The 22,956-nt window shown below is 36.4% G+C and carries 21 protein-coding genes; all 21 read left to right on the forward strand.

The window, feature by feature from the left end; genetic code table 11:
• Positions 1-10 precede the first annotated feature (10 nt).
• The 21 genes from AWB54_RS12750 (at position 11) to AWB54_RS12850 (ending at position 22,954) form a co-directional block, all read left to right on the forward strand.
• Positions 11-805 carry an oxidoreductase gene (locus AWB54_RS12750; RefSeq protein WP_061214985.1) on the forward strand — a complete coding sequence of 265 codons (795 nt, stop codon included), beginning with the start codon at positions 11-13 and terminating at the stop codon, positions 803-805.
• The gene (locus tag AWB54_RS12755; protein ID WP_061214986.1) at positions 799-1,995 is read left to right on the forward strand and encodes a hypothetical protein; all 1,197 of its coding nucleotides are present in this window, start codon (positions 799-801) and stop codon (positions 1,993-1,995) included. The genes AWB54_RS12750 and AWB54_RS12755 overlap by 7 nt, the downstream gene beginning before the upstream one ends.
• Positions 1,982-3,520: a lipopolysaccharide biosynthesis protein gene (locus AWB54_RS12760; protein WP_061214987.1), complete on the forward strand. Its 1,539-nt coding sequence runs from the start codon at positions 1,982-1,984 to the stop codon at positions 3,518-3,520. Before AWB54_RS12755 ends, AWB54_RS12760 begins: the two co-directional genes overlap by 14 nt.
• A gap of 15 nt (positions 3,521-3,535) precedes the next feature.
• Positions 3,536-4,288, forward strand: a complete 753-nt coding sequence (locus tag AWB54_RS12765; protein ID WP_201785628.1) for an HpcH/HpaI aldolase family protein — start codon at positions 3,536-3,538, stop codon at positions 4,286-4,288.
• A gap of 28 nt (positions 4,289-4,316) precedes the next feature.
• Positions 4,317-5,102, forward strand: a complete 786-nt coding sequence (kdsB, locus tag AWB54_RS12770) for a 3-deoxy-manno-octulosonate cytidylyltransferase (protein WP_061215026.1) — start codon at positions 4,317-4,319, stop codon at positions 5,100-5,102.
• A 2-nt stretch (positions 5,103-5,104) separates the two neighbouring features.
• Positions 5,105-6,082: a methyltransferase domain-containing protein gene (locus tag AWB54_RS12775; RefSeq protein WP_061214989.1), complete on the forward strand. Its 978-nt coding sequence runs from the start codon at positions 5,105-5,107 to the stop codon at positions 6,080-6,082.
• 211 nt (positions 6,083-6,293) lie between these two features.
• Positions 6,294-7,142 (forward strand): NAD(P)-dependent oxidoreductase, encoded by an 849-nt coding sequence (locus AWB54_RS12780; protein WP_061214990.1) that lies wholly within the window; start codon positions 6,294-6,296, stop codon positions 7,140-7,142.
• The gene (locus AWB54_RS12785) at positions 7,139-7,810 is read left to right on the forward strand and encodes a cyclase family protein (RefSeq protein ID WP_061214991.1); all 672 of its coding nucleotides are present in this window, start codon (positions 7,139-7,141) and stop codon (positions 7,808-7,810) included. Before AWB54_RS12780 ends, AWB54_RS12785 begins: the two co-directional genes overlap by 4 nt.
• A complete protein-coding gene (locus tag AWB54_RS12790; protein WP_061214992.1) occupies positions 7,803-8,441 on the forward strand; it encodes an HAD family hydrolase in 639 nt (212 codons plus the stop codon). The genes AWB54_RS12785 and AWB54_RS12790 overlap by 8 nt, the downstream gene beginning before the upstream one ends.
• Before the next feature lie 32 nt (positions 8,442-8,473).
• On the forward strand, positions 8,474-9,355 hold the full coding sequence (locus tag AWB54_RS12795) for an NAD-dependent epimerase/dehydratase family protein (RefSeq protein WP_061214993.1): 882 nt from the start codon (positions 8,474-8,476) through the stop codon (positions 9,353-9,355).
• Positions 9,356-9,439: 84 nt separating this feature from the next.
• On the forward strand, positions 9,440-11,416 hold the full coding sequence (locus AWB54_RS12800) for a hypothetical protein (RefSeq protein WP_061214994.1): 1,977 nt from the start codon (positions 9,440-9,442) through the stop codon (positions 11,414-11,416).
• Positions 11,417-11,442: 26 nt separating this feature from the next.
• A complete protein-coding gene (galE, locus tag AWB54_RS12805; protein ID WP_061214995.1) occupies positions 11,443-12,444 on the forward strand; it encodes a UDP-glucose 4-epimerase GalE in 1,002 nt (333 codons plus the stop codon).
• Between the two features lie 13 nt (positions 12,445-12,457).
• Positions 12,458-14,212, forward strand: a complete 1,755-nt coding sequence (locus tag AWB54_RS12810) for a carbamoyltransferase family protein (protein WP_061214996.1) — start codon at positions 12,458-12,460, stop codon at positions 14,210-14,212.
• A gap of 36 nt (positions 14,213-14,248) precedes the next feature.
• Positions 14,249-14,998 carry a formyltransferase family protein gene (locus tag AWB54_RS12815; RefSeq protein WP_061214997.1) on the forward strand — a complete coding sequence of 250 codons (750 nt, stop codon included), beginning with the start codon at positions 14,249-14,251 and terminating at the stop codon, positions 14,996-14,998.
• Positions 14,999-15,013: 15 nt separating this feature from the next.
• Positions 15,014-15,853, forward strand: a complete 840-nt coding sequence (locus AWB54_RS12820; RefSeq protein ID WP_061214998.1) for a polysaccharide deacetylase family protein — start codon at positions 15,014-15,016, stop codon at positions 15,851-15,853.
• A 30-nt stretch (positions 15,854-15,883) separates the two neighbouring features.
• Positions 15,884-16,534, forward strand: coding sequence for a class I SAM-dependent methyltransferase (locus AWB54_RS12825; RefSeq protein WP_061214999.1), 651 nt, complete (start codon positions 15,884-15,886; stop codon positions 16,532-16,534).
• 30 nt (positions 16,535-16,564) lie between these two features.
• Entirely contained in the window at positions 16,565-17,275 is a 711-nt protein-coding gene (locus AWB54_RS12830) for a glycosyltransferase family 2 protein (RefSeq protein WP_061215000.1), read from the forward strand.
• On the forward strand, positions 17,275-17,628 hold the full coding sequence (locus AWB54_RS12835; RefSeq protein WP_061215001.1) for a DUF2304 family protein: 354 nt from the start codon (positions 17,275-17,277) through the stop codon (positions 17,626-17,628). Before AWB54_RS12830 ends, AWB54_RS12835 begins: the two co-directional genes overlap by 1 nt.
• A 15-nt stretch (positions 17,629-17,643) precedes the next feature.
• Entirely contained in the window at positions 17,644-19,713 is a 2,070-nt protein-coding gene (locus AWB54_RS12840; protein WP_061215002.1) for a hypothetical protein, read from the forward strand.
• 57 nt (positions 19,714-19,770) lie between these two features.
• The gene (locus tag AWB54_RS12845) at positions 19,771-21,066 is read left to right on the forward strand and encodes a UDP-glucose dehydrogenase family protein (protein WP_082736214.1); all 1,296 of its coding nucleotides are present in this window, start codon (positions 19,771-19,773) and stop codon (positions 21,064-21,066) included.
• Between the two features lie 13 nt (positions 21,067-21,079).
• A complete protein-coding gene (locus tag AWB54_RS12850; RefSeq protein WP_235811186.1) occupies positions 21,080-22,954 on the forward strand; it encodes a heparinase II/III domain-containing protein in 1,875 nt (624 codons plus the stop codon).
• Positions 22,955-22,956 lie beyond the last annotated feature (2 nt).

Genomic DNA, 22,956 nt, shown 5'->3' on the forward strand with positions numbered 1-22,956 from the left:
GGGTGAACAGGTGAACAAATATATTAGCAGATTTTCCCTGGATAATAAAACTATAATTATCACGGGAGCATGTGGTCTATTAGGCCGGGAAATATGCAAAGCCCTGGCCGAATTACATGCCCGTATTGTGCTTGCAGATATAGACATAATGGCTGCTGAGAAGTTACAGGAGGAGCTGCGGGATGTATACGGAGCATCAGTAACAGCTTTTCCGCTGGATATTAGCTCGGAAGATTCCGTTAATAAATTAGTCGATGAATTATCCAAACAGGAAGTTAGTATTGATGGCCTGGTAAACAACGCCTATCCTCGGAACATTACTTATGGAACCATTTTTGAAAATATTACAATGGATAGTTGGCGAGAAAATATTGATATGCATCTTAATGGTTATTTTAATGTAAGCCAAAAAATAGCCCGCGTTATGATGCAGCAGAGGCAGGGTAATATTGTAAACATTACCTCGATTTATGGAATGCTAGGTCCTGATTTTAGTATCTATGAAGGTACAACAATGACGATGCCGGCCGAATATGCAGCAATAAAAGGCGCTATCATTAATTTCACTAGATATTTGGCCACCTACCTGGCAGCATATAATATTCGTGTTAACTGCCTTAGTCCAGGTGGGATATTTAACGAACAACTGGTATCGTTTGTTGAAAAATATAAGCAGAGAACCCCGATGGGTAGAATGGGGAAGCCGGAAGACATTGCCGGGGGGGTTCTGTTCTTGCTCAGTAACCTCTCCAGCTATATGACGGGACAGAACCTGGTAATTGATGGGGGATGGAGTGCGTGGTGATTGACAAGAATTCTAGGATGAACAAAATAAACAAGATAATTTTTTTTATTTCATCACCATTTAATCAGAGAGATTATTCGCGCTTTGGTATTGAAACATTAGAGAAAAATGGATTTGATGTGGAAGTTTGGGATTTTACGCCTATAGTTTATCCGCAAGTAGAGGGTGTAGTTATTCCCAATGATCCAGTAAATTATGATAAACACCATAAATTCGAATATAAAAAAGATGTTATATTAGCTGTCGGCAAGTTAAAAAACGTATTTGTAATTAACTTTTGTCCTTATACCCCTGCTGCCCTGTTCATTTACCGAGCACTATCTAGATTTAAGATTCCATATAGTGTATTTATGGCAAATGCAATTCCATTTGGACAAAAGAGAAAATTAAATATCGCATGGTTTTATTCAAAAATAAAAAAATTTACTTTCAGAAAACTGTTTGGTTTTATTTTCTCCTTAATTCCAAGTTCCTATTTAGGAGTACATCCAGCAACATTTATTTTAGCTGGAGGAGAAAAATCACTAATTTATAAATACCCAGTATCTAAAAAGACAGAAATTATTTGGCTACATACGTTAGATTATGATATTTATTTGGAAGAGAAGGAGTACGTTGAAACTTCTAATAATACTGCAGTTTTTTTAGACGAATACTTACCTTTTCACGAAGATTATTTTTTTCTTTCCATGACCCCATATAGTACGGCTGATAAGTATTACCCAGCACTTTGTAATTTCTTCGATTATGTCGAAGATAAATGTGATGTAGAGTTGATTATTGCTGCTCATCCACGTTCTCATTACGAACAACTACCCGATTATTTTAACTCTAGAAGTGTTATCAGGGGAGATACAATAAATTTGGTAAAAAAATCTAGATTTGTTATAGCCCATGCCAGCACTTCAATCAATTTTCCAGTTTTATTAAGGAAACCTATTGTTTTTATAACAACGAATGAGTTGAATAATTCACCTGAAGGTTATGCAATAAGATCATTTGCAGGTTTATTAAATAAGAAAACAATTAATATAGATGAGGAATACAATATTGATTGGGAAAAAGAGCTTTGTGTAGATGAACAAGCTTATAATAACTATATTAATTCCTATATTAAGATAAAAGGTAGTAAGGAAAAACCCTTCTGGGAAATAGTAGCCGAAAGGCTGAAAAACTATGACAGAACATAATGATTCTCTGGGGAAAAGGTACAAATATAAGCTCTTAACAAACCTTTTGGGGCTACTAATAAACCTGTTTACCCAGGCTATCATTCCCCGTGGTTTAGGGCCGAAGGCTTACGGAGACTTTAATTTTTTAACAAATTTCTTTAACCAGATTATCGGTTTTTTGGATATGGGAACATCAATCGCTTTTTATACCAAGCTTTCCCAGAGACCGAAAGAAAATGGTTTAGTAGTTTTCTACTTATATTTTTCAGCCCTGGCTTCTGGCATTACGTTAATATTTGTATTAATCACTCATCTTTCTAACAGTTATTTTAGTATATGGCCGGGACAAGGAATCTTTTACATATACCTGGCAGCGATTTGGGGAATTCTGACCTGGTTTATTCAGGTTCTAAATAAAATGACAGATGCTTATGGATTAACGGTTCCTTCAGAAATAGCCCGGATGATACAAAAGCTGTTAGGTCTTATTTTGATTGTAATATTATACTTTATTCATAGGCTTAATCTGGTTAATTTCTTTTATTATAATTTTGCAATTCTCATTTTCTTGGTAATAGGGTTTATTTGGATAATTGAAAAAAGCAATTATTCAATCGCGGAAAATTGGAGAATTAATTCAGAGCAGGTCAGAAAATATTTTTATGAGTTTTATGAATATAGTGCACCATTAATAACTTTTGCTCTAGTAGGGTTAATTGTAGGAATTTTGGACCGATGGCTCTTACAGCAATTTGCCGGGAGTGAGCAGCAGGGATTTTTTAGTCTATCTTTTCAGATTGGTACTGTTTGTTTTTTATTTACCAGTGCAATGACGCCGTTACTTATGCGAGAATTTTCCATTGCGTATGCCAATAGAGATATTATTTTAATGGTCCATTATTTTCGCAGGTATATTCCGATGTTGTATTCTATCGCGGCTTACTTTTCCTGCTTCATAGCGGTACAGGCCTCAACAGTTGTTCATTTTTTTGGAGGGGGAGAGTATCAGGGAGCAATTATAGCTGTCATGATAATGGCCTTTTATCCGATTCACCAGACTTATGGGCAACTAAGTGGTTCGGTATTCTATGCGACCGGGCAAACCCGGCTTTATAGAAATATTGGAATATTGTTTATGGTATTGGGATTACCTATTACTTATTTTCTTATTGCTCCCGAAGGATACTTGGGGTTAAATGCAGGAGCAACCGGGTTAGCGATTAAAATGGTGGCCCTGCAACTAGTCGGAGTAAATGTACAGCTTTATTATAATGCTAAATTTTTAGGCTTAAACTTCAAGCGTTATTTAGGACATCAGGTAATAAGTGTGGGTTCTATGCTGGTAATTGCATGGGGAACGGTTGTATCCATAAATCAGATAAGCTGGATGAATCAGCATATGCTAGTTAGTTTTTTGACTACGGGCTTTATATATTCGTTAATGGTTATGGGATTAGTATATAAATATCCTATCTTATTCGGATTAAACCGGGAGGATATTGTTGCTTTAGTCAAGTCAGTTAGAGAACAGTTAAATAATTGAGGGGAATGAGCCATTTTGCTAAAAGAAAGACTATCGAAAAATCAGTTTACAATCGGTTCCTGGCTTACCCTGGCACATACAGCAATTGCCGAGATAATGTGCCAGGCAGGTTTTGATTGGCTTACTATTGATATGGAACACAGTGTGATTGAATTAGCGCAGGCACAGGAGTTAATTAGGACAATTGAGTCTTATGGAGTAACACCATTAGTAAGGGTAGGGGAAAACAATCCTACCATAATTAAAAGGGTTATGGATGCTGGTGCTACAGGGATTATCGTACCTATGGTGAATTCACGGGCAGATGCCGAAAGAGCAATTGAAAGTATTCACTATCCTCCATCTGGAAAAAGAGGTGTGGGGCTAGCCAGGGCGCAGAAATATGGCCTGGGCTTTGAAGAATATAAACTCTGGCTGGCAAAAGAGAGTATAGTTGTGGTTCAAATTGAACATATAAAAGCGATTGAAAATCTAAATGAAATCCTAAGTATACCGGGAATTGATGCCTCCATTATTGGGCCTTACGACTTGTCGGGTTCCCTGGGCTGTCCGGGAGAATTTGGAAATGAACGGGTTGTCGAGGCCATACAGGAGTATGAAAAAGTGTGCTATAATCTGGGCAAACCAATGGGGTTTCACCTGGTTGAGCCGGATATTTGCCAAGCGAATGTAATGAAAAAACAGGGATATAACTTTTTAGCAGTTGGATTAGATACTTTATTTTTAGGTTTAAAGTGTAGGGAGACCCTACATGGAATATATGAATAATTTAAAAACAAGAAGGGAAGCGATTAATTTGAATATAGTTGGTATAATTCCTGCCCGTATGGCATCTTCTCGTTTTCCAGGTAAACCAATGGCAGATCTGCAAGGCTTACCCATGATTGCTCATGTTTATTATCGCAGTAAAATGTCCAGCACACTTGAGCAGGTATATGTAGCTACCTGTGATGAGGAAATTGTTGATTATATTGAGTCTATTGGTGGACAGGCCATTATGACCAGCGATTTGCATGAAAGAGCCAGTGACCGTTGTGCCGAAGCTATGCTAAAAATTGAAGAACAGACAGGGAGAAAGATTGATATAGTAGTGATGATTCAGGGAGATGAACCCATGCTGTTCCCCGAAATGATTGACGAAGCAGTTAGCCCATTGACCGAAAACAAAGACATTCAGGTGGTTAATTTGATGGCGCCGTTGAGTAATCGAGAAGAACATGAAGACCCCAATGAAGTCAAGGTTGTAGTTGACCTCTATAATAATGCACTCTATTTTTCGCGTGAACCAATTCCTTCCTGGAAAAAAGGTGCCAGTAGCCTGCCCATGTTTAAACAGGTTTGCATCATTCCATTCCGAAGAGATTTTTTACTAAAATTTAACGAATTAACGCCCACTCCCCTTGAGACTGCTGAATCTGTAGATATGCTACGTGTCTTGGAGCATGGTTATAAGGTACGGATGGTACCCAGCAATTTTGAGACTTACAGTGTGGATACTAACGAGGATTTACTGAAAGTACAAGAATTAATTAAGAATGACCCGTTGTTGAAATTATATATAAGGAATTATGGAAAGGGTTAATTATGCGAGAAGAAGATATTAGAAAAAGGGACGTTTTTAACCGCTATCTTGACTTATCGAGAAAAGATGCCGAAAATTTTTTTGCAAACCACAACAGGTTTATTGATATTCAATGTCCAGCCTGTAATTCTGGAAATTACCAATATGAGTTTGACAAGTATGGTTTTACTTATGTTTCATGCCCGGTTTGTCATACTTTATTTGTTAATCCCCGACCAGCATTTGATGATTTAATTCGTTTTTATGCCGATTCTCCGTCTACTCATTATTGGGTGGAAGAGTTTTTTAAACCGGTTGCTGAAGTCAGAAGGGAAAAAATATTTCGCCCCCGGGCTGAATATGTTACCGAGGTTCTTCCAAACTTGAATAATGGTGTTATTGGGGATATTGGAGCAGGTTTTGGAATATTTTTGGAGGAAATTAGGAGATTATGGCCAAGCAGATTAATTGCTATTGAACCATCTATAGATCAGGCTGAAATTTGTCTAGGTAAGGGAATAGAAGTACAATGCTGTGCTTTGGAGGAGTTGCAGGGATTTGAAAACGAGTTTGATTTACTTACCTGCTTTGAATTATTTGAGCATTTACATACTCCAGTCGATTTTGTTCAAAGAGTATTCAAGCTTTTAAAGCCGGGGGGCCATTTTTTAATGACAACTCTTAATGGGCAGGGTTTTGATATCCAATTACTGTGGGATAAGTCAAAAAGTATAAGCCCTCCCCAGCATATAAATTTCTTTAATACTACATCAATAACATTATTATTACAAAGATGTGGTTTTCAAATAGTTGATGTATCAACACCTGGAAAACTTGATTGGGATATCGTAGAAGGCATGATTAAAAACGAAGAGACAAGTCTTGAACGCTTCTGGCACCTTTTATCTCGGCAGGGCAACGAGTTATGCAAAAATGAATTCCAAGATTGGATAGCCAGGAATAAGTTCTCATCTCATATGCGAGTATTAGCGAGGAAATAGGTTCTTTAAAATATTATATAAAAATTTCAGAATTCTCAGAGTCCCCTAACATTATGAAAAAAGTGCAGCTATTGGAAACAATAGTCTTATTCTTCGGAAACGGAGTTGGTTAATAAAAATGAAAGTGTTAATTGCCATATATCCGTTCCTCAGCCAACTTGAAGGGTTTGATAACATTCAATTTGTTTGTAATCCCTGGGGGAGGGATCCATTGGCTGAAGAAATCGAAGAGGAAATGATTAATGGACAGTATGATGCCCTTATAGTTGGAACTAAGGAAGTAAGAAAATCCATAAGCTATAAATGTCCTTCATTAAAGGTCATTTCCCGGGTCGGAGTGGGATATAACAATATTGACGTAGAATATTTTAAAAAGCATGGGGTTATTACTACCTATACTCCTTTTGGGCCTACCGATTCAACCGCAGAAATGGCTCTGGCCTTTATTCTGGCTGGGACAAGAAAACTGAGAAATTATGATAGTTTGATGAGGCAGGGAATTTGGAGGCGGGAGTTTGGTTTACGCTTAAAGGATGCTACGGTTGGGATTGTGGGGTTTGGCAGGATAGGAAAAAGGTTGGCAACCCTTCTTTATGCGTTTGGTTGTACAATTTTATTACATGATATTAAGCCCGATTTGGCTACTGCACATGCTATGGGTTGGGAGTTTGTTGGAAAAGAAGAAATATTAGAAAAATCAGATATTATTTCATTTCATGTTCCCTTAAAAGACAATACCAGGGATTGGCTGTCATATGATGAACTGCAGTTATTGAAGCATCCTGTTACCCTTGTTAATACAGCCCGGGGTGGAATAGTAAATGAACAGGCTATTTATGAATACTTAAAGGAACAGCCTGATAGTTATTATTGCTGTGATGTATTTGAGGACGAACCCTATAAGGGAAATCTAATAGAATTGGGAAATACACTGTTGACCCCGCATGCTAGTTCCTTTACAGAAGGCTCCAGACGTCAAACCGAATTGCTGGCTATCGATAACTGTATAAGGGTACTAAGGGGCGAACCCTGTGAAAACATTGTGGAGAGGAATGAATGAGGCGTATAGAATATTTATCCTACCCCTTGGAACAGAATAATCCTGTTTATGGCAAACCCGACCAACCTATGACAATAAACCCGGTAAAATCCATAGAATCAGGTGATAGCTGCAATGTTTATAGTTTTGCCATGGAAAACCACTGGGGAACTCATGTAGATGGTCCGGCCCATTTTTTTTCTAATGCTCCCGGAATAGCGGATTATCCAGCTGAGTTCTGGCTTTTTAGTAATCCCCAGGTAATAAATATTAAAGTTAAAGCCGGGCAGATTATTTCGCCTGGTGATTTACTGGAAATAGTGGCGGAAACCACGGATTTATTAATACTCAAAACCGGGTGGTATAAATATAGAAAGAATTCCTGTTATTGTTTGGAGAATCCGGGTATATCCCCGGAGCTTGGAACATTGCTGAGAAAAAAAAGGAAGAATATTAGAGCTATAGGGTTTGATTTTATTTCGCTATCATCTTATGTCAATCGAATGATAGGCAGACAAGCCCATCAGGTTTTTCTTAATCCAGATAGTGAAGGAAACCCGATATTGATTATTGAGGATATGTGTTTGGGGGCTGACTTAAAAGGATTAAAAGAGGTATGGGTAGCTCCTTTACGGCTTTCATCGGCAGATAGTTCTCCTTGTACAGTGATAGGAGTTTTTAATGATTAATACCATTATTTTTGATTTTGATGGGGTAATACTGGAATCAGCAGAAATTAAGACCGTTGCCTTTAGAAAGCTATTTGAGAATGATTACCCGGAAGAGGTCGAGGAAATTGTTAACTATCATATTAACAATATGGGAATATCACGCTATGTAAAATTTAGACATATATTCAACAACATTATCATGCAGCCGCTAACACTTAAACAGGAGGAAGAACTGGGTCAACGGTTTTCCACCATAGTATTTGAAGAAGTCCTGAAAGCTCCCATAGTATCAGGATTGCTGGAATTCTTAGAGGAATACTATAAAACAATCCAGCTTTTCATTGCTTCGGGAACACCGGAAGACGAGCTGCACACTATAGTTAAACACCGTGGATTGGGAAAATATTTTCAAGGAATATTTGGGACCCCTAAAACTAAGGCCGAGATTATTTTTCATATAATGAATACGTGTGATTTGTCTATGGCAGATATTGTTTTTATTGGTGATGCCAACAGTGATAAACAGGCTGCCGAAGAAACCGGGGTGCATTTTATCGCCAGGATTCATTCCGGGGGCAATGAACTGGACTCATGTCCGTATAAAATAAGAGATTTTTATGCATTCAGTGAAATCCTCAAACACTTGTAGTGCCATTTTACTTAAGGGGAGAGATACATATCATGAAAGCGATCGTTTTTGGCGGTTCGGGATTTTTGGGAAGTCATGTAGCCGATGTTTTGAGTGGCAGAGGCTATGAGGTTATAGTTTTCGACTTGCAGTCATCACCATATCTGAGGGATGGGCAAAAGATGATTGTAGGAGATATTTTGGACGAAGAAGCAGTTAAGGCTGCTACGACCGGATGTGACTATATTTTTAACCTTGCCGGCATAGCGGATCTGGATGATGCCACTACCAAGCCATTGAAGACTTTAGAATTAAACGTCAAGGGCAATTTAAATATTATGGAAGCTGCCCTGCAGGTTCCGGCTAAAAGGTATGTGTACGCCAGTACTATTTATGTATACAGTCAAAAAGGCGGATTTTACCGGTGCAGTAAGCAGGCTTCGGAGATATATATTGAAGAATATAATAATCGTTACGGGCTCGATTATACTATATTGCGCTATGGCACCCTCTATGGTCCGCGGGCCGATAACCGGAATAGTATCTATAGATATTTAAAACAGGCTTTGGAAGATAATGTGGTTCGGTGCGATGGTACTGGTGATGAGATGAGGGATTACATACATGTACGGGATGCAGCTCGTCTGAGCGTTGACGTATTAGGTGAAGAATACCGTAACCAGCATATAATCATCAGCGGGCAACATACCATGAGATTCAGAGATATGCTGTTGATGATTAAAGAGATAACAGGTAAGGATATGGAGATAAGGTTCAGTAATAAAAAAAATGATGACCATTATGCCTATACCCCATATTCCTATGCGCCTAAAATTGGCTCCAAACTGGTAAATCACCTTTATGTAGATATGGGGCAGGGGCTTCTGGAGTGCATGCTTGATATGGACCCTAATGGCAAGGTTGGGATAACATAAGAAGCTTGATACTTAATTAATGATATAGAATATTTATAATTAATTGTATTGATTTTTATCAAATAAAGTGAAAAGCGAGCTATAATGAAGGTTTTGTTGGTATTTGATTCACATAAAATTTTATATCCTTGGGATAAGCTTGAATGTAGGCATTTAGATGTTTTTCCTCTTACGTCCAATTCAGACATTAATCAAGTAGTGTCAGAATTGGGTGAGCAGTTAAATATACCGATTAATCTTTTGGATTCTGGAGAAATCGTAAACTATAAAGCCCAGAATCTGCGTGACGAATATATTGAATGGGCGGCGGAGATTGGTAATTGTAAGATTGGGTCTAAGAAGCTTAGAGAATTATTAATGCTTTCTGATGGGAATGTATCTGCTTGGTGGTTCAGCCTTTTAGCAGATAAAGATCCAGCCAAGAGTAATGCGTTTTTTCGTATAGTACAAACTGCGGCAGTAATTGACCAAGCTCAAAATGGCCATTATGACCTGGTTATTTTGGCACTGAAGGACGGAAATTTTGGCGAAAAGCTAAAATTAGTCCTAAGTTCAGAATGTATTAAATGCCAGTTATGGAGAGTCAACAAAGAGCGCTTATTTTATAGGGTTAAAGATAAAGTTAAACAAAATGGATTTATCCGTGCAGCATGGGCTTTGTTAACAATATGTGGTAGGCTACTTCATTTAAGAATAAAATTACCATCGCTAAAACAACGAAATTTAGAAACTGAAAATGCTTTGTTATTTATATCATATTTTCCTTATGTGTTGCCAAAGGAGGCTCAAGAAGGGATTTTCAGAAATAGATACATATTGCCGCTACAGGATATATATCATGAGCATGGGAAACCAATAGTTTCCGGACTGATTTATACATATATTGACAACTATTCTTTCGCAGATGCTGTAAAGTTAGCGAAACGATTCATACATAATGGTGAACCGTTATTTTTTTATGAAGAATTTCTTTCGTTAAAACTGATTGCTAATGCATTTATAGAATACATGCGGATCAGAATAGCTTGGAGCAAGGTTAGCAATAAACTATCAGAACTGGTTCTGGAAAAAAAACCAGGAAATGATTTCGCACTACCGTTTTTGTTGGAGTTATTGAATCAATCTTTTACAGGCTTTTATCTGATTCAAGGCATACTCCAATATTATGCTTTCAATAATATGTTTAGAAAACTAAATAATCAGACTTATTGTTTATATTATTCCGAAATGATGAACTGGGAATATGCTTTAATTGCTGCCAAAAGGTATTCTGATAGTGGGATTACTACAATTGGATATATGCACTCATCCCTTTCAAGAAATTATCTCCAGATGTATCATTCTCAAAAGGAACTTGAGGATAAAAACACCCCTGCCGGCATTCCAATGCCTGATATCTTCGCATGTAATGGGAAGGGGCCTAAACGTATGCTTTCCCAATATTATCAGGATATCGTAGAATTAGAGGCTCTGCGGTATCTGCACATTTACGAATATCTACAATTCGATCATTCTAAGCAACAACCGCAAAGAAAAGATAAGTTTATTCTATTAGTATGTACTACTATTGATGCTAAGGAATCAATTACAATAGTAGACCTGGTAGTTGCGACTTTTTGGGGTAATCAGGATGGTGTGGAGATATGGTTCAAAGGGCATCCATCACTTTCAGTAGATAGTTTTATGCCTCAAACAGGGGCAGGATATGATTTCACGAACTATGAAATTAAGTATGAAGCAATAGCAGATCTGATGCCAGAATGTGATGCTGTACTTGTAGGAGCGAGTACGGTTGCAATTGAGGCACTTGCGTTTGGCCGGGAAGTTCTAGTGTATATCAATGCAGGAACACTTAACCAATCACCACTTATAGGATATAATGAGTGCTACCATGAAATATATGATCAGGCCAGTTTTCGCGAGGCAATTGATAATATTCGAACACAGAAAGAACATGATACACTTATACAAAAGCTAGAATTTGTTAAAGAATATTGGAGTTTAGATCCTCATCTGAATGCTTGGAAGCAGTTGTTAGGCTTCAAAATAATGGATTCATAGCATAGAGGTCTGGAGGGTTTAGTTGTTTGGGTAAGGTTTTGGTCACCGGCGGAGCTGGATATATTGGCAGCCATGTCGTAAAGGCATTGGGAGAAAAAGGTTATGATATTATAGTATATGATAATCTGTCTACCGGGAATCAATGGGCGGTTCTTTACGGTGAATTGGTAATAGGAGACATTCTGGACCTAATTATGATGCGTAAAGTTTTTATTAATAATAAAATTGATGTGGTCATTCATTTGGCCGCCTGTATAATTGCTCCTGAATCGGTAGAACAACCTTTAAAATACTATATGAATAATGTGTGTGGGACCCTTAATCTTCTGCAAGTTATGGCCGAAACCAAAGTTAATAAGTTTATTTTCTCTTCTACTGCTGCAGTCTACGGTATACCTCAAGAAATACCTGTTACAGAAAATTCCGCAATTGCCCCAATTAGCCCTTACGGCCAAAGTAAGGCAATCATTGAAAAAATAATTAACGATATAGCAAAAGCCGCTGATTTACAATACATAACGTTACGTTGTTTCAATGTTGCTGGGGCCGACTTATATGGACGTATAGGCGAAGGAAAACCCCAATCCACTCATTTGATTACGTCCTGTGTAAGAACTGCATTAAACCCAATATCATGTCTAAATGTTTATGGTAATGATTATCCAACTACAGATGGAACGGGAATCAGAGATTATATTCATGTGGACGACTTGGCTTCTGCATTTACTATGTCTTTACAATATCTTCTAGATGGTGGAAAGAGCCTGGTTTGTAATTGCGGTTATGGCCGGGGTTATTCAGTACTGGAAGTAATGGAGGCCACAAAGAAGTTAACCGGTGTAAATATTAACGTAGCCTTCAAGGAGCGACGACTGGGTGACCCTCCAATACTTATTGCCGATTCCCAAAAACTAAAACAAAGTTTAAACTGGCAACCTCGGTATAATGATTTACACTGCATTATAGAAAGCGCCTTGCGATGGGAACAGAAGATTATGAAGAATGGAAATTTTATTGTAAAATGTTAAAAGAGGGTTCAACGTGATAGTGTTGGGTGTTAACTTTGAGACTCACGATAGTTCAGTGGCTTTAATAAAGGATAATGAAATTTTATTTGCGGCTGCAGAAGAACGTTTTTCCAGAATTAAAATGGATGACTCAGCCCCTATTTTGGCTATACAAGAGTGTTTGAAACAAACTGGATTAAAACCAGACGACATTAATATAGTTGCAATATCTGGCTTCCCTCCAATGAGAAATTGGTGGGTTTATGCAAAAAGTTTTATTGTGCGGAAAACCTTTTGCAAGGGCAAGGACTTCAAAATATTTGTACGAAGAATCAAAGGTGAAAAGTTAGTATTTAAACGAGGCGGGGCATTAATTGTCAACAGCCTTTTCTGTACAGGTGTACCTCAGTTTTTGTTTTTGTATTTAACTAAACGTATACGGGTGGGACACTTATTAAAAGGCTTTAAAGGAAAATTTGTATATACACCACATCATTATGGTCATGCAGCTAGCGCCTGCTTTACATCTGGTTTTAGCGACGCCTTATCAATTGTTATTGAAGGATATGACTGGGAAAACAGCATTGTAATTGATGAGTTTGAAAATGGCAATTTTAAGCAATTAACCAAAACTTCGTGGCCTCATTCTCCAGGAATGTTCTATGAATTGGCTACAACAATACTTGGTTTTGATTATCTTAAACACGCAGGCAAAATAACCGGTTTGGCTGCATTTGGAGATCCAAATGTAGCCTACGATAAGGTTGCTGCATTAATATGGTCAAATGGCGTGACATTAGAAGTAAATCCGCTTATCTACGGTTTTATACAAGACTATTATTTGAGTAATCAAATTCCTGGATACTTCGCTAATTGCTTAAAGGAAGATATAGCAGCTGCTTTTCAAAAACGTCTAGAAGATGTGCTTATTGACTTGCTTAAGAACGCCCTTAAGATCACTAATAAAAGAAAAATTGTCTTATCCGGAGGGGTTGCTGCTAATGTTTTGTTAAATCAGAAGATACACGAAATAGAAGGCGTTGAAGAGATCTATATCCACCCTGCCATGAGCGATGCGGGCCAGGCATTGGGAGCGGCCCAATATGCATATAACCAGGAGTTAAAAAAGCAAGGAAAATATTTGCCATCGAAATGTCTTAAAAATGTATACTTTGGATCGGGGTACTCTGATGAAGAAATAAAATATTGTCTAGATAAACAGAACATAAAATATTGTTATTATGATGATATCGAAAGGAAAATTGCTAGATTATTGGCTGATAAAAAAATTGTTGCGAGATATAACGGACGAATGGAATACGGGCCTAGAGCATTAGGCAACCGTTCAATACTCTTTCATGCAGGTGATAAAACAGCTAATGATTGGTTAAACAGCAGACTAAAGAGAACTGAATTTATGCCCTTTGCGCCCTCGGTGTTAATGGAAGACCGTTTTGAATATTTCCTGAATATACAAGGAGCCGAATACACAGCTGAATTTATGACTATAACATTTAATTGCACTAACAAAATGAAGCAGGAATGTCCTGCTGTGGTGCATATTGATGGTACTGCCAGACCAAACTTTGTTAGTAAGGAAAACAACCCTAGTTATTATAGAATAATAAAAGAATATAAAAACATAACAGGCATAGGTGTTATTTTAAATACAAGCTTTAATATGCATGAAGAACCAATAGTATGTACACCCGAGGAAGCTATCAGAGCGTTTAAACAAAGCGGTCTTGATTATCTCGCGATAAGTCGCTATCTTGTTCAAGCACAATAAATTGCGGCAAGTTGATTCAATCTTGTGGAGAGTCTTATGAACTTAAATTTGAAGTTTCTTCTAATTGTACAAGATGAGTCTGAATTAGTACCAATAATGCTCTCACGTGTTTTAGATGAATTTAGAGAAAATATTGTTGGAGTAATGATTATATCACCCTTTAAACATCTGCCTCATCCATTAAGGACAATAAGACATGCCTTTAATCTTTTAGGACCAGTTGAATTTGTTAGGACAGCTGTTAAACAAATATTTTCCAGTAAATCAGTTAAATCAATTTGTCTAAAGAATAATTGCAATATTACCAGTTATATATACCCTAATAGTCCTAAGTTCAGAGAGATTATAAGAAATTATGAAGTTGATATTTTGATTTCTCTGGCTTGCCCTATAATATTGTGCCGGGAAACAATTGAGGCTCCAAATTTATGTTCCATTAATGTGCATGGCTCCTATCTGCCAGATTTCCGAGGCGTTTCCACTGTCTTTTGGGCAATGTTAAAAGGAGCTGATAGGACGGGGACCACGGTCCATAAGATGACCACTAAAATTGATTCAGGTGATTATTTTTACCGCGAATCAATTCCCATTACCCAAGAATCGACTCTGTTTGGTTTATATAAAAACGTAGCCGATAAGGGAGGAGAACTCCTTGTAAGAACATTGCATGATGCATGTAACGATAAGATGAAAACTTACCCGATACCTCATGGGGGACAATATGTTTCTTTTCCTCAATGGACTGATGGTTTGGAGTTTAGACGAAAAGGACTAAAATACAGATGATGATTCGAGGGCAATATGATTAATGCTTTATCTATAGATTTCGAGGATTGGTATCAAGCTTCTTTTGTTAATATACCATCTAAAGAATGGGTTAATTGCAGACCTGCAATTATAGAGGCAACTGATTTGATCCTGGATTTCTTGGCTATTCATGCGATAAAGGCAACATTTTTTGTTTCGGGATATATTGCTCAGCGTCATGCTGATTTAATAAAAACTATTCATAGGGCTGGACATGAAATTGAATCTCACGGATTTTGGCACCAACTAGCGTATAAACAAACTCTTGAACAATTTGCTGAAGATATCTCTATGAGTAGTACTGTAATTTATGAAATAGTGGGAGAAAAACCAATTGGATACAGGTCCCCCTCCTGGAGCACCACGCATATTCCTGATCAAGCAGCAAAAATATTGTTGGAAAATGATTTCATTTATGATAGTAGTCTTTTTCCGGCAAAAAACTTTTTTTATGGCAATAACAACTTCAAAACCGATATTCATTATTATAAAGATACTAATCTGCTTGAGGTGCCGCCTTCTACATTATCATTAGCAGGCTTAAGGATTCCTGTAACTGGGGGGTTTTACCTGCGATTTTATCCAATTCCGGTAATGAGAAAACTCATTGAACTAGTCAATACTAGCAAACCAGTACAATTATATTTTCATCCATGGGAGGTTTTAAATTCATACCCCAAGCGATCGATGCCTTTGACGCAACGATTTATACAATATTACCGTTGCGGGTCAATGCTCGTAATACTGAATGAACTTAGTAAACGTTGTCAGTTTGGAAGTCTTAGACAAGCTTACCCTGAAATCAATCAAGCTATTATTAACAGGCATAATTAACCTATACCAGTGAGGTGTTTTTGGGGTTATATGGGATATACACCGAGGAGTAAACAACAATTAATTAAAGACTTTATTACTTTTCCTATTCGGGCTGTCCATATTTTTGAAGATGATAAATGGGGATTAACTTCTCTAGCTTCGGAAAGATTTGATTATGTAAAGCATGAAGTACAGGGATATTGTCTTGATGTGGGATGCGGAAGATATAACAGATTTATAAATAAATATTTAGAAGGACATGGAATCGGAATAGATGTATTTAAATATGAAGGATTAACCGAGGAGAATCTTGTTGAAGATATTAAAAAGTTTCCTTTCCCAAATGAAACATTTGATACAGTAACTTTTATTGCAAATATAAATCATATACCACCTTCAATGAGAGATAATGAACTATCAGAGGCTTATCGATGTCTTAAATACGGGGGAAATGTTCTGGTTACTATAGCTAATCCAGTTGCGGGAATAGCTGTTCATAAAGTGGTACGTTTCCATGATATAGTATTTGGTACGAATTATGATATGGACCATGCTCGAGGTATGGCAGAGGGAGAAGAGTACTATCTGAAAGATAAAGAGATAGTAAGTCGATTAGCAAAGGCGGGATTTATCAACATACGAAGGAAATACTTTTGGACCCAGTGGTTTTTAAATCACATGTTCATAGGTTACAAATAGATATTATTAAGAACAGGATTTATTGGATAAATGGATGATATTATTATAATTATCCCTGCTTATAATGAGGCCAAGAATATTTTCGAATTGGTTAAAACCATAAAAGAATATGGCTTAAATGTACTTGTCATTGATGACTGCTCCAGTGATAAGACTGCTTCATTAGCCTTGATGGCTGGCGCAATGATTGTAAAACACCCTACCAATATGGGTTATGGAGTTGCATTACAGACCGGTTATAAATATGCCCTCAGCTGTAAATATAAGTACTTAGTCCAGTTGGACGGTGATGGACAACATAATCCTCAGGATATATTAACTGTGCTTCAGCCAATACTTGATGGAGAAGCTGACCTTTGTATAGGATCTAGATTTTTAGATTCACAAGAATATAAACCCCCATATTTGAGAAGATTGGGCATGAAGCTATTTAAGAAAATTCTCAAAGTGTTGACAAAAAGCATTATAACTGATCCTACGTCAGGTTACCAAGCTATGAACAGTAAAATATTTCGTTATCTGTCTCTAGATACTTTCCCGGACGATTACCCGGATGCTGATGTTATTTACATGTTGCTGTGTGCTGGTGCCAAGATTAAGGAAGTACCTATTAAAATGAATTATAATAATGAAAAATCAATGCACGCAAATCTCTTTAACAATATATATTATGTTCTAAAAATGAATCTACTCTTGTTAACTTACTGTTTTAAAAATATAAAGAAGATTGAGGATGAGTAATGAACAATAATCAGTTTTATATACCAATTATTGCTAGTTTGATATTCATAATCATTAATATTGAACTTATTAAAAGAGAAAAACTTAAAGAAAGCTATGGTGTATTTTGGATAGTCATTAGTATAGGTATGCTAGTCGTTGCTTTAAATATAAAATCATTCTATATCATGGGAGCTTTTTTAAAAGCCGGAAACATAGCTTGGGGATATGCATTAGCTACATTTATGCTATTTCTGTTAGGATTGTTTTTTTCAGTTAAAATGTCTTTATATGCAAAACATATTAAGAACTTAAATCAACAGGTTGCAATACTAACACTTAAAATAGAGGAAATAATCAATCAATCAAAATAAGAGAGGTTTTTTTCAATGGATAGAATATCCGCTATAACAGCAGTTATTGTTATTCTTATAACAGCTCATTTTTTGGGATATTTTACCTTAAAACCCGTCAAAAAATATTTCAACTCAGAGTTTTTTTTAAATTTATCGTCTATAGTTTTCGGTATAGGGATAATCGGATTGTTAACTGCAATAATTGGAGGAACAATTGGTTATTCAATTATAGGGTTTAGGATATTTTATAGTGTTGCCGTTTTGGGTATATGCCTCTATTGGATTTTTAATTATAAAAAGCTAAATCTTAAATTTAATCACATCAAAATCGACTTAATATTTATATTAATACTACCTGTTCTTTTATACCATTTCATAAGCTATCTACTGATTGGATTGGCATATCCTAATGGATCTGATTCTTTTAGCTATTTGTTAGTTGCTCAGGAATATCTTCGAAAAGGTCATTTTTTTCCAATGCTATTAGAACCACTTAAAGATATTATGCCAATGCAAGATACAACCTGTTTATTCGAAATGGTATACATTAATTTGCTGTCTATATCTAATCTAATAGCAACTTCACTTTTTGCAAAACTCCAATTTCTTATTGCTGTCCTTATTACTTTTTTTATTTCTAAGGAGATGGGAAGTAAGAAAGCTGCTTGGATCGTAGTAGCAATAATACTTACCGCACCTATTCTTGCATATTTTGCATCGGAATCAGCAGATAATTATTTTATTGCAATATCTTTTGAGATCTTATGTATCTATTTTCTGTGGCTTTTTTATAAGAATAGAGACTTTATTTTACTATTATATTCCGGTATATTGGCCGGCATGATGGTTGCCGCAAAATTGACCACTTGCTATTATGCGGTTGCATTAATAATTGCTTTACCCTTCCTATTAAATTTGCGATTAAATGAAACAAAAGAATTGATAGATAATAAGAATAAAGGTAAACATTGGAGATTATTTAACTATAGTTTAATATTTATGATACCTGTATTGATCATTTGTAGCGTATTTCCTATACTAATTTATTTAAAAAGCGGCCAGCTCATTTACGGTTTAAATTGGGTTCCAGCTGATGCAACAGTAAGTTCATGGTATGGTCCATACCAAAAAATGATGTTCAACCATTATCTAAGATACAGTGATATATTTATTAAATATACTGAATTCCCTTACTGCTTTGCTGGAATTTTGTCATTATTTAAATACTATACCTTTAACCCGTTTATTGTTGGTAACATTTGGAGTTTGCAGTTCTTTCACTCACCTTTATCATTATTAGTAATACTATTTTCACTAACCATCATATTTAGTCGGAAGGTAGAGCCTTTTTATAAATGGCTCGCCTCTGTGATTATGCTCGGTTATGTAGCAAAACTAATAAACTATCCGTTTTTACTTCCTCCGAAAAGCGAGGTATTTCAGATAGTACCTGCAACAATATTGTTTGCATGTGTTCTCAACAATAGCCTAACCATTAATACAAATAATAAAAAGAAATTAAATAAAAATAATAAAAAGCTTGAAAATAAGCAATTTTTGAACAAGTTAACCAGCAATAATCGATTACTGGTTAACTTGTTCATTGTGTTGCTTTTACCATTAATCTACATAAACGCTTTTCGTGTTTGGCCTATGTATTCTTATGTTATCGACAGATATTCATTCGCAAGTAAGAAGGAGGTAGCCTCAGACTTTCGTCAGCAGTGGTATAATGATAACCTTACTAATAAAAACGTAGTCTTCGGCAGAGGACAAAATGAAATATGCTATATTGTTAAATCTAAGGCAATACCATTTTTCTGGGAGTCAATGTATTTCGTTTCCTGGAATGTAATTGAAGAACGGATGAATAAGCTTCATGTTGATGTAATCTATGATTCGAGTGCTGAACCGAATAGTATTAAGCCAAGCTACGAAAAGATACTTCCTGTTATAAAGAAAAGGGACCATAAACTATACATGGAAATCAATAAGGCGTTATTATTATACGAAAAAAACTATGGCCTCAAACAAGTGTACTTAAACAATCATTACAAACAAGTTACCAGTGATGGTCTGGGATTGATTTATGTTAAAGAATAATAATTTTTTATAGTTCTATGCACTCATTTGTTATTAAATATTTTAGGAGGGGGATTAATGAATATATCAGTTATTGGAACGGGATATATCGGATTAGTAGCTGCCTGTTGTTTGGCGAATTCAGGTCATCAGGTTTTTTCAGTTGATAAGGACCTGGATAAAATAGAAAAACTGAATAGAGGGGTAATACCTATCTACGAAGAAGGTTTGGAGACACTATTAAATAAGGCACAACAATCAGGTAAAATCACATTTTCTTCCGAGATTGGGCCAGCACTTATTAATACCGATATGGTAATAATTGCTGTGGGAACACCAGCAACTGCTGACGGACGGGTTGACATGAGCTATGTAAATGATGTTGCAGAGTCCATTATTGATTTAGCTGCTTATCCATTAACAGTAATAATGAAAAGCACTGTACCGCCAGGTACGGGTAAATTGCTCTGTAAACGTTTTTTTTCACGGGCTAAAGTGCCTATAAGTTATTCGTCTAACCCGGAATTTTTAAGAGAAGGAAAAGCAGTTTGGGATTGGTATAACACGGATAGAATTGTTATCGGGACTGAAAACCAGGAGACAGCAGAAAAAGTAATGGAATTATACCGTGATATAGATGCTCCCAAGATATGTATGGATATAACCAGCGCGGAGATGGTTAAGTATGCTTCAAATGCTTTTTTAGCCACAAAGATATCTTTTATTAATGAAATTGCTAATCTATGTGAACGTGTAGGAGCAAGCATAGATGCAGTTGCGCCAGCTATTGGTATGGATCAACGAATTGGTCCCCATTTTTTACAAGCCGGATTGGGTTATGGTGGTTCTTGTTTTCCCAAAGATACTACTGGTTTAGATTATATTTCATCCTTTAATGGTTATCATTTTAGTCTTTTAAAGTCGGTAATAGAGGTTAATACCAATCAACGGGTAATGATTGTTCGGAAGATTACACAAGCTTTGGATGATTTGCATGATAAAAAAGTAGCAGTCTGGGGACTTTCCTTTAAACCTGACACTGATGATGTTCGAGAAGCCCCTGCTGTTGATATTATAAAACACTTAATTGCTGAAGGAGCTCATGTTGTTGCCTGTGATCCTGTTGCTATTGATCAAGTAAAAGGAGTATTTACTCATAATCGCTTAGATTTTAATACCAATCCTTATGAGACATGTAGGGAATCTAATGCGATACTGTTAGCTACTGAGTGGTCACAATTTTTGAACCTGGATTGGATTAGGATTAAAGGTTTGATGAAGTCACCTTATCTAGTTATTGATGGGCGTAATGTTTTGGATGATAAGACTCTACAAAATATGGGATTTTCTTATATCGGAGTAGGGAGAAGCTGATAAAGTGTTAGCGATGAATAAAATTGCTTACTATATTTCCCGGGCATTCAAATTAATAGTTGATCCTGATTTCCGTGCATTTATTGGCTACTTTTTAAAAAATAGAGCGGGGGCGATAAACAAACTACCACAATCAAATTGCCAGCAGTATTTATTAAATATGGATATAGATTTCCCATTTTTTAATCCCACAACACCTTCAAATTTGTTTTCTGGATGGAATCAAAAGAATACCGAATGGCCGAAGAAAGTAAATGTTCATTTAGCTTCAGAATCGCTTGACATGGAAAATTTGGGGACTATACCCTGGAATAAAAAATTTAGAGATATGGAAGACACTGCAGCTTTGCATAGATTTGCCTGGTTACTTCCATTAATAATTAGCAATGCATCAGCGGGAGTTAATAAGGATGTGATTTGGGAGAAAATATGTATTGCAATAAATGACTGGATTTTTTTGCATCCTAATCCTATAAAAATAGAAGAGGCGTGGCATCCGTATACCGTATCAGAGCGTCTGGTTAATTGGATTTTTGCATCCCTTGCTTGTGGCAAACAACCAGCGCAATGTTCATTCTTAATTGAGAGTATTGGTTTGCAAGCTAATTATCTGAGTAGTCATTTAGAATATCATGGAGAAGTGTTCACCGGCAATCATTTGAGTAATAATGGAAGAGCCCTATATATTGCTGGTTTAGTTTTGAAAAATGCAAGGATAGTAAATATAGGACGGTATATTTTATTGAATGAACAAGAACGAATTTTGGAGGAGAGAGTTTTCCTTCGTGAAGGATCCAGTCATTATCAGTTTTTAATTACACGAAATTTTTGTGAGGTATTGTGGTTTGCTCAACAATGTGGAGACCAATATATGGAAGAAAGGTTAACCAAAATAGTTGAGCAGCTTACCAGAGGTTGTATATTTTTTCTTATTAATAAGGAAACAAAAAAATGGGATTTACCGCTTATTGGTGATATTTCTCCAGATTGTTCTCCACATTGGCTATTAGGGGTACCTTGGGTGGGCTCCTTATTGACAGGAATCGAAAATTATCTTGGAGAACCTCCCGATGATGGTTGGCACCAGTTATTTTGGCCAGCTAATAGACAGAAAAAGATTTCAGATTTTGATTCAGGACACAATATAGACAGAGTAGTCTTCGGGAGAGAATGGGCGCGTATAACTCATAAAAAATGGGCAGTATTTTCGCATATAAATCCAAAGGGTTATCCAATTGTTGCAGGTCATGCCCATCAAGATACTGGCGGAATTACTGTTCATTATGATGGTTTCCCTTTACTAGTAGATTGCGGACGAAAACACTATTTGGATGATGCAGAAGGGAATAGAGGTAGAGATTGCTGGTCTCATAATATTTTAGTTGTGGATAATTTGAATCCAGCACCTTACTATAGAAAGGTATATACAAACGAGTTTCTTGCATTGCGGACTGGTACTATACCTGAATATGTTAACGAAAATGGAACCCAAGACCTGGAGATTAGACATGGCGGATATGCACGTTCAACAGGAGTGGGTTTATACTCTCGTAAGATTACATGTAATGAAAGATATCTGCAAATAGTTGATAAAGTGGCCGGTCAAGGTTTTCATAATATAACTCTTATATTCCATTTGGACATTAATGTTGATGATATTCTTGATCCAGGTGAAGTAATAGTATTTCGTTCTGGTTTCAATAGATTTAAATTAAGCATATCGAAAGACTTAACAAGTAGAAAGATTTGGCATAATCCATCAGCTGACCTGCTATATGGATGGGGTTCACACCGCTATGGAGAAAAAAATCCATTGTGTTCTGTTGTATATACAGGACTTGTAGAACTGCCATGGATGGGAATAACAACTTTGGAATTGGAGATATAGCA

This window comes from Syntrophomonas wolfei subsp. methylbutyratica, assembly GCF_001570625.1.
In the GTDB taxonomy this organism is placed as follows: domain Bacteria; phylum Bacillota; class Syntrophomonadia; order Syntrophomonadales; family Syntrophomonadaceae; genus Syntrophomonas; species Syntrophomonas methylbutyratica.

Excerpts from the sequence above, each read along its gene's own strand:
- AWB54_RS12760 (WP_061214987.1), top strand. The coding sequence starts at position 1,982 with ATGACAGAACATAATGATTCTCTGGGGAAAAGGTACAAATATAAGCTC.
- AWB54_RS12775 (WP_061214989.1), top strand. The coding sequence starts at position 5,105 with ATGCGAGAAGAAGATATTAGAAAAAGGGACGTTTTTAACCGCTATCTT.
- AWB54_RS12785 (WP_061214991.1), top strand. The coding sequence starts at position 7,139 with ATGAGGCGTATAGAATATTTATCCTACCCCTTGGAACAGAATAATCCT.
- AWB54_RS12790 (WP_061214992.1), top strand. The coding sequence starts at position 7,803 with ATGATTAATACCATTATTTTTGATTTTGATGGGGTAATACTGGAATCA.
- AWB54_RS12795 (WP_061214993.1), top strand. The coding sequence starts at position 8,474 with ATGAAAGCGATCGTTTTTGGCGGTTCGGGATTTTTGGGAAGTCATGTA.
- AWB54_RS12800 (WP_061214994.1), top strand. The coding sequence starts at position 9,440 with ATGAAGGTTTTGTTGGTATTTGATTCACATAAAATTTTATATCCTTGG.
- AWB54_RS12815 (WP_061214997.1), top strand. The coding sequence starts at position 14,249 with ATGAACTTAAATTTGAAGTTTCTTCTAATTGTACAAGATGAGTCTGAA.
- AWB54_RS12820 (WP_061214998.1), top strand. The coding sequence starts at position 15,014 with ATGATTAATGCTTTATCTATAGATTTCGAGGATTGGTATCAAGCTTCT.
- AWB54_RS12825 (WP_061214999.1), top strand. The coding sequence starts at position 15,884 with ATGGGATATACACCGAGGAGTAAACAACAATTAATTAAAGACTTTATT.
- AWB54_RS12830 (WP_061215000.1), top strand. The coding sequence starts at position 16,565 with ATGGATGATATTATTATAATTATCCCTGCTTATAATGAGGCCAAGAAT.
- AWB54_RS12835 (WP_061215001.1), top strand. The coding sequence starts at position 17,275 with ATGAACAATAATCAGTTTTATATACCAATTATTGCTAGTTTGATATTC.
- AWB54_RS12840 (WP_061215002.1), top strand. The coding sequence starts at position 17,644 with ATGGATAGAATATCCGCTATAACAGCAGTTATTGTTATTCTTATAACA.
- AWB54_RS12845 (WP_082736214.1), top strand. The coding sequence starts at position 19,771 with ATGAATATATCAGTTATTGGAACGGGATATATCGGATTAGTAGCTGCC.
- AWB54_RS12850 (WP_235811186.1), top strand. The coding sequence starts at position 21,080 with ATGAATAAAATTGCTTACTATATTTCCCGGGCATTCAAATTAATAGTT.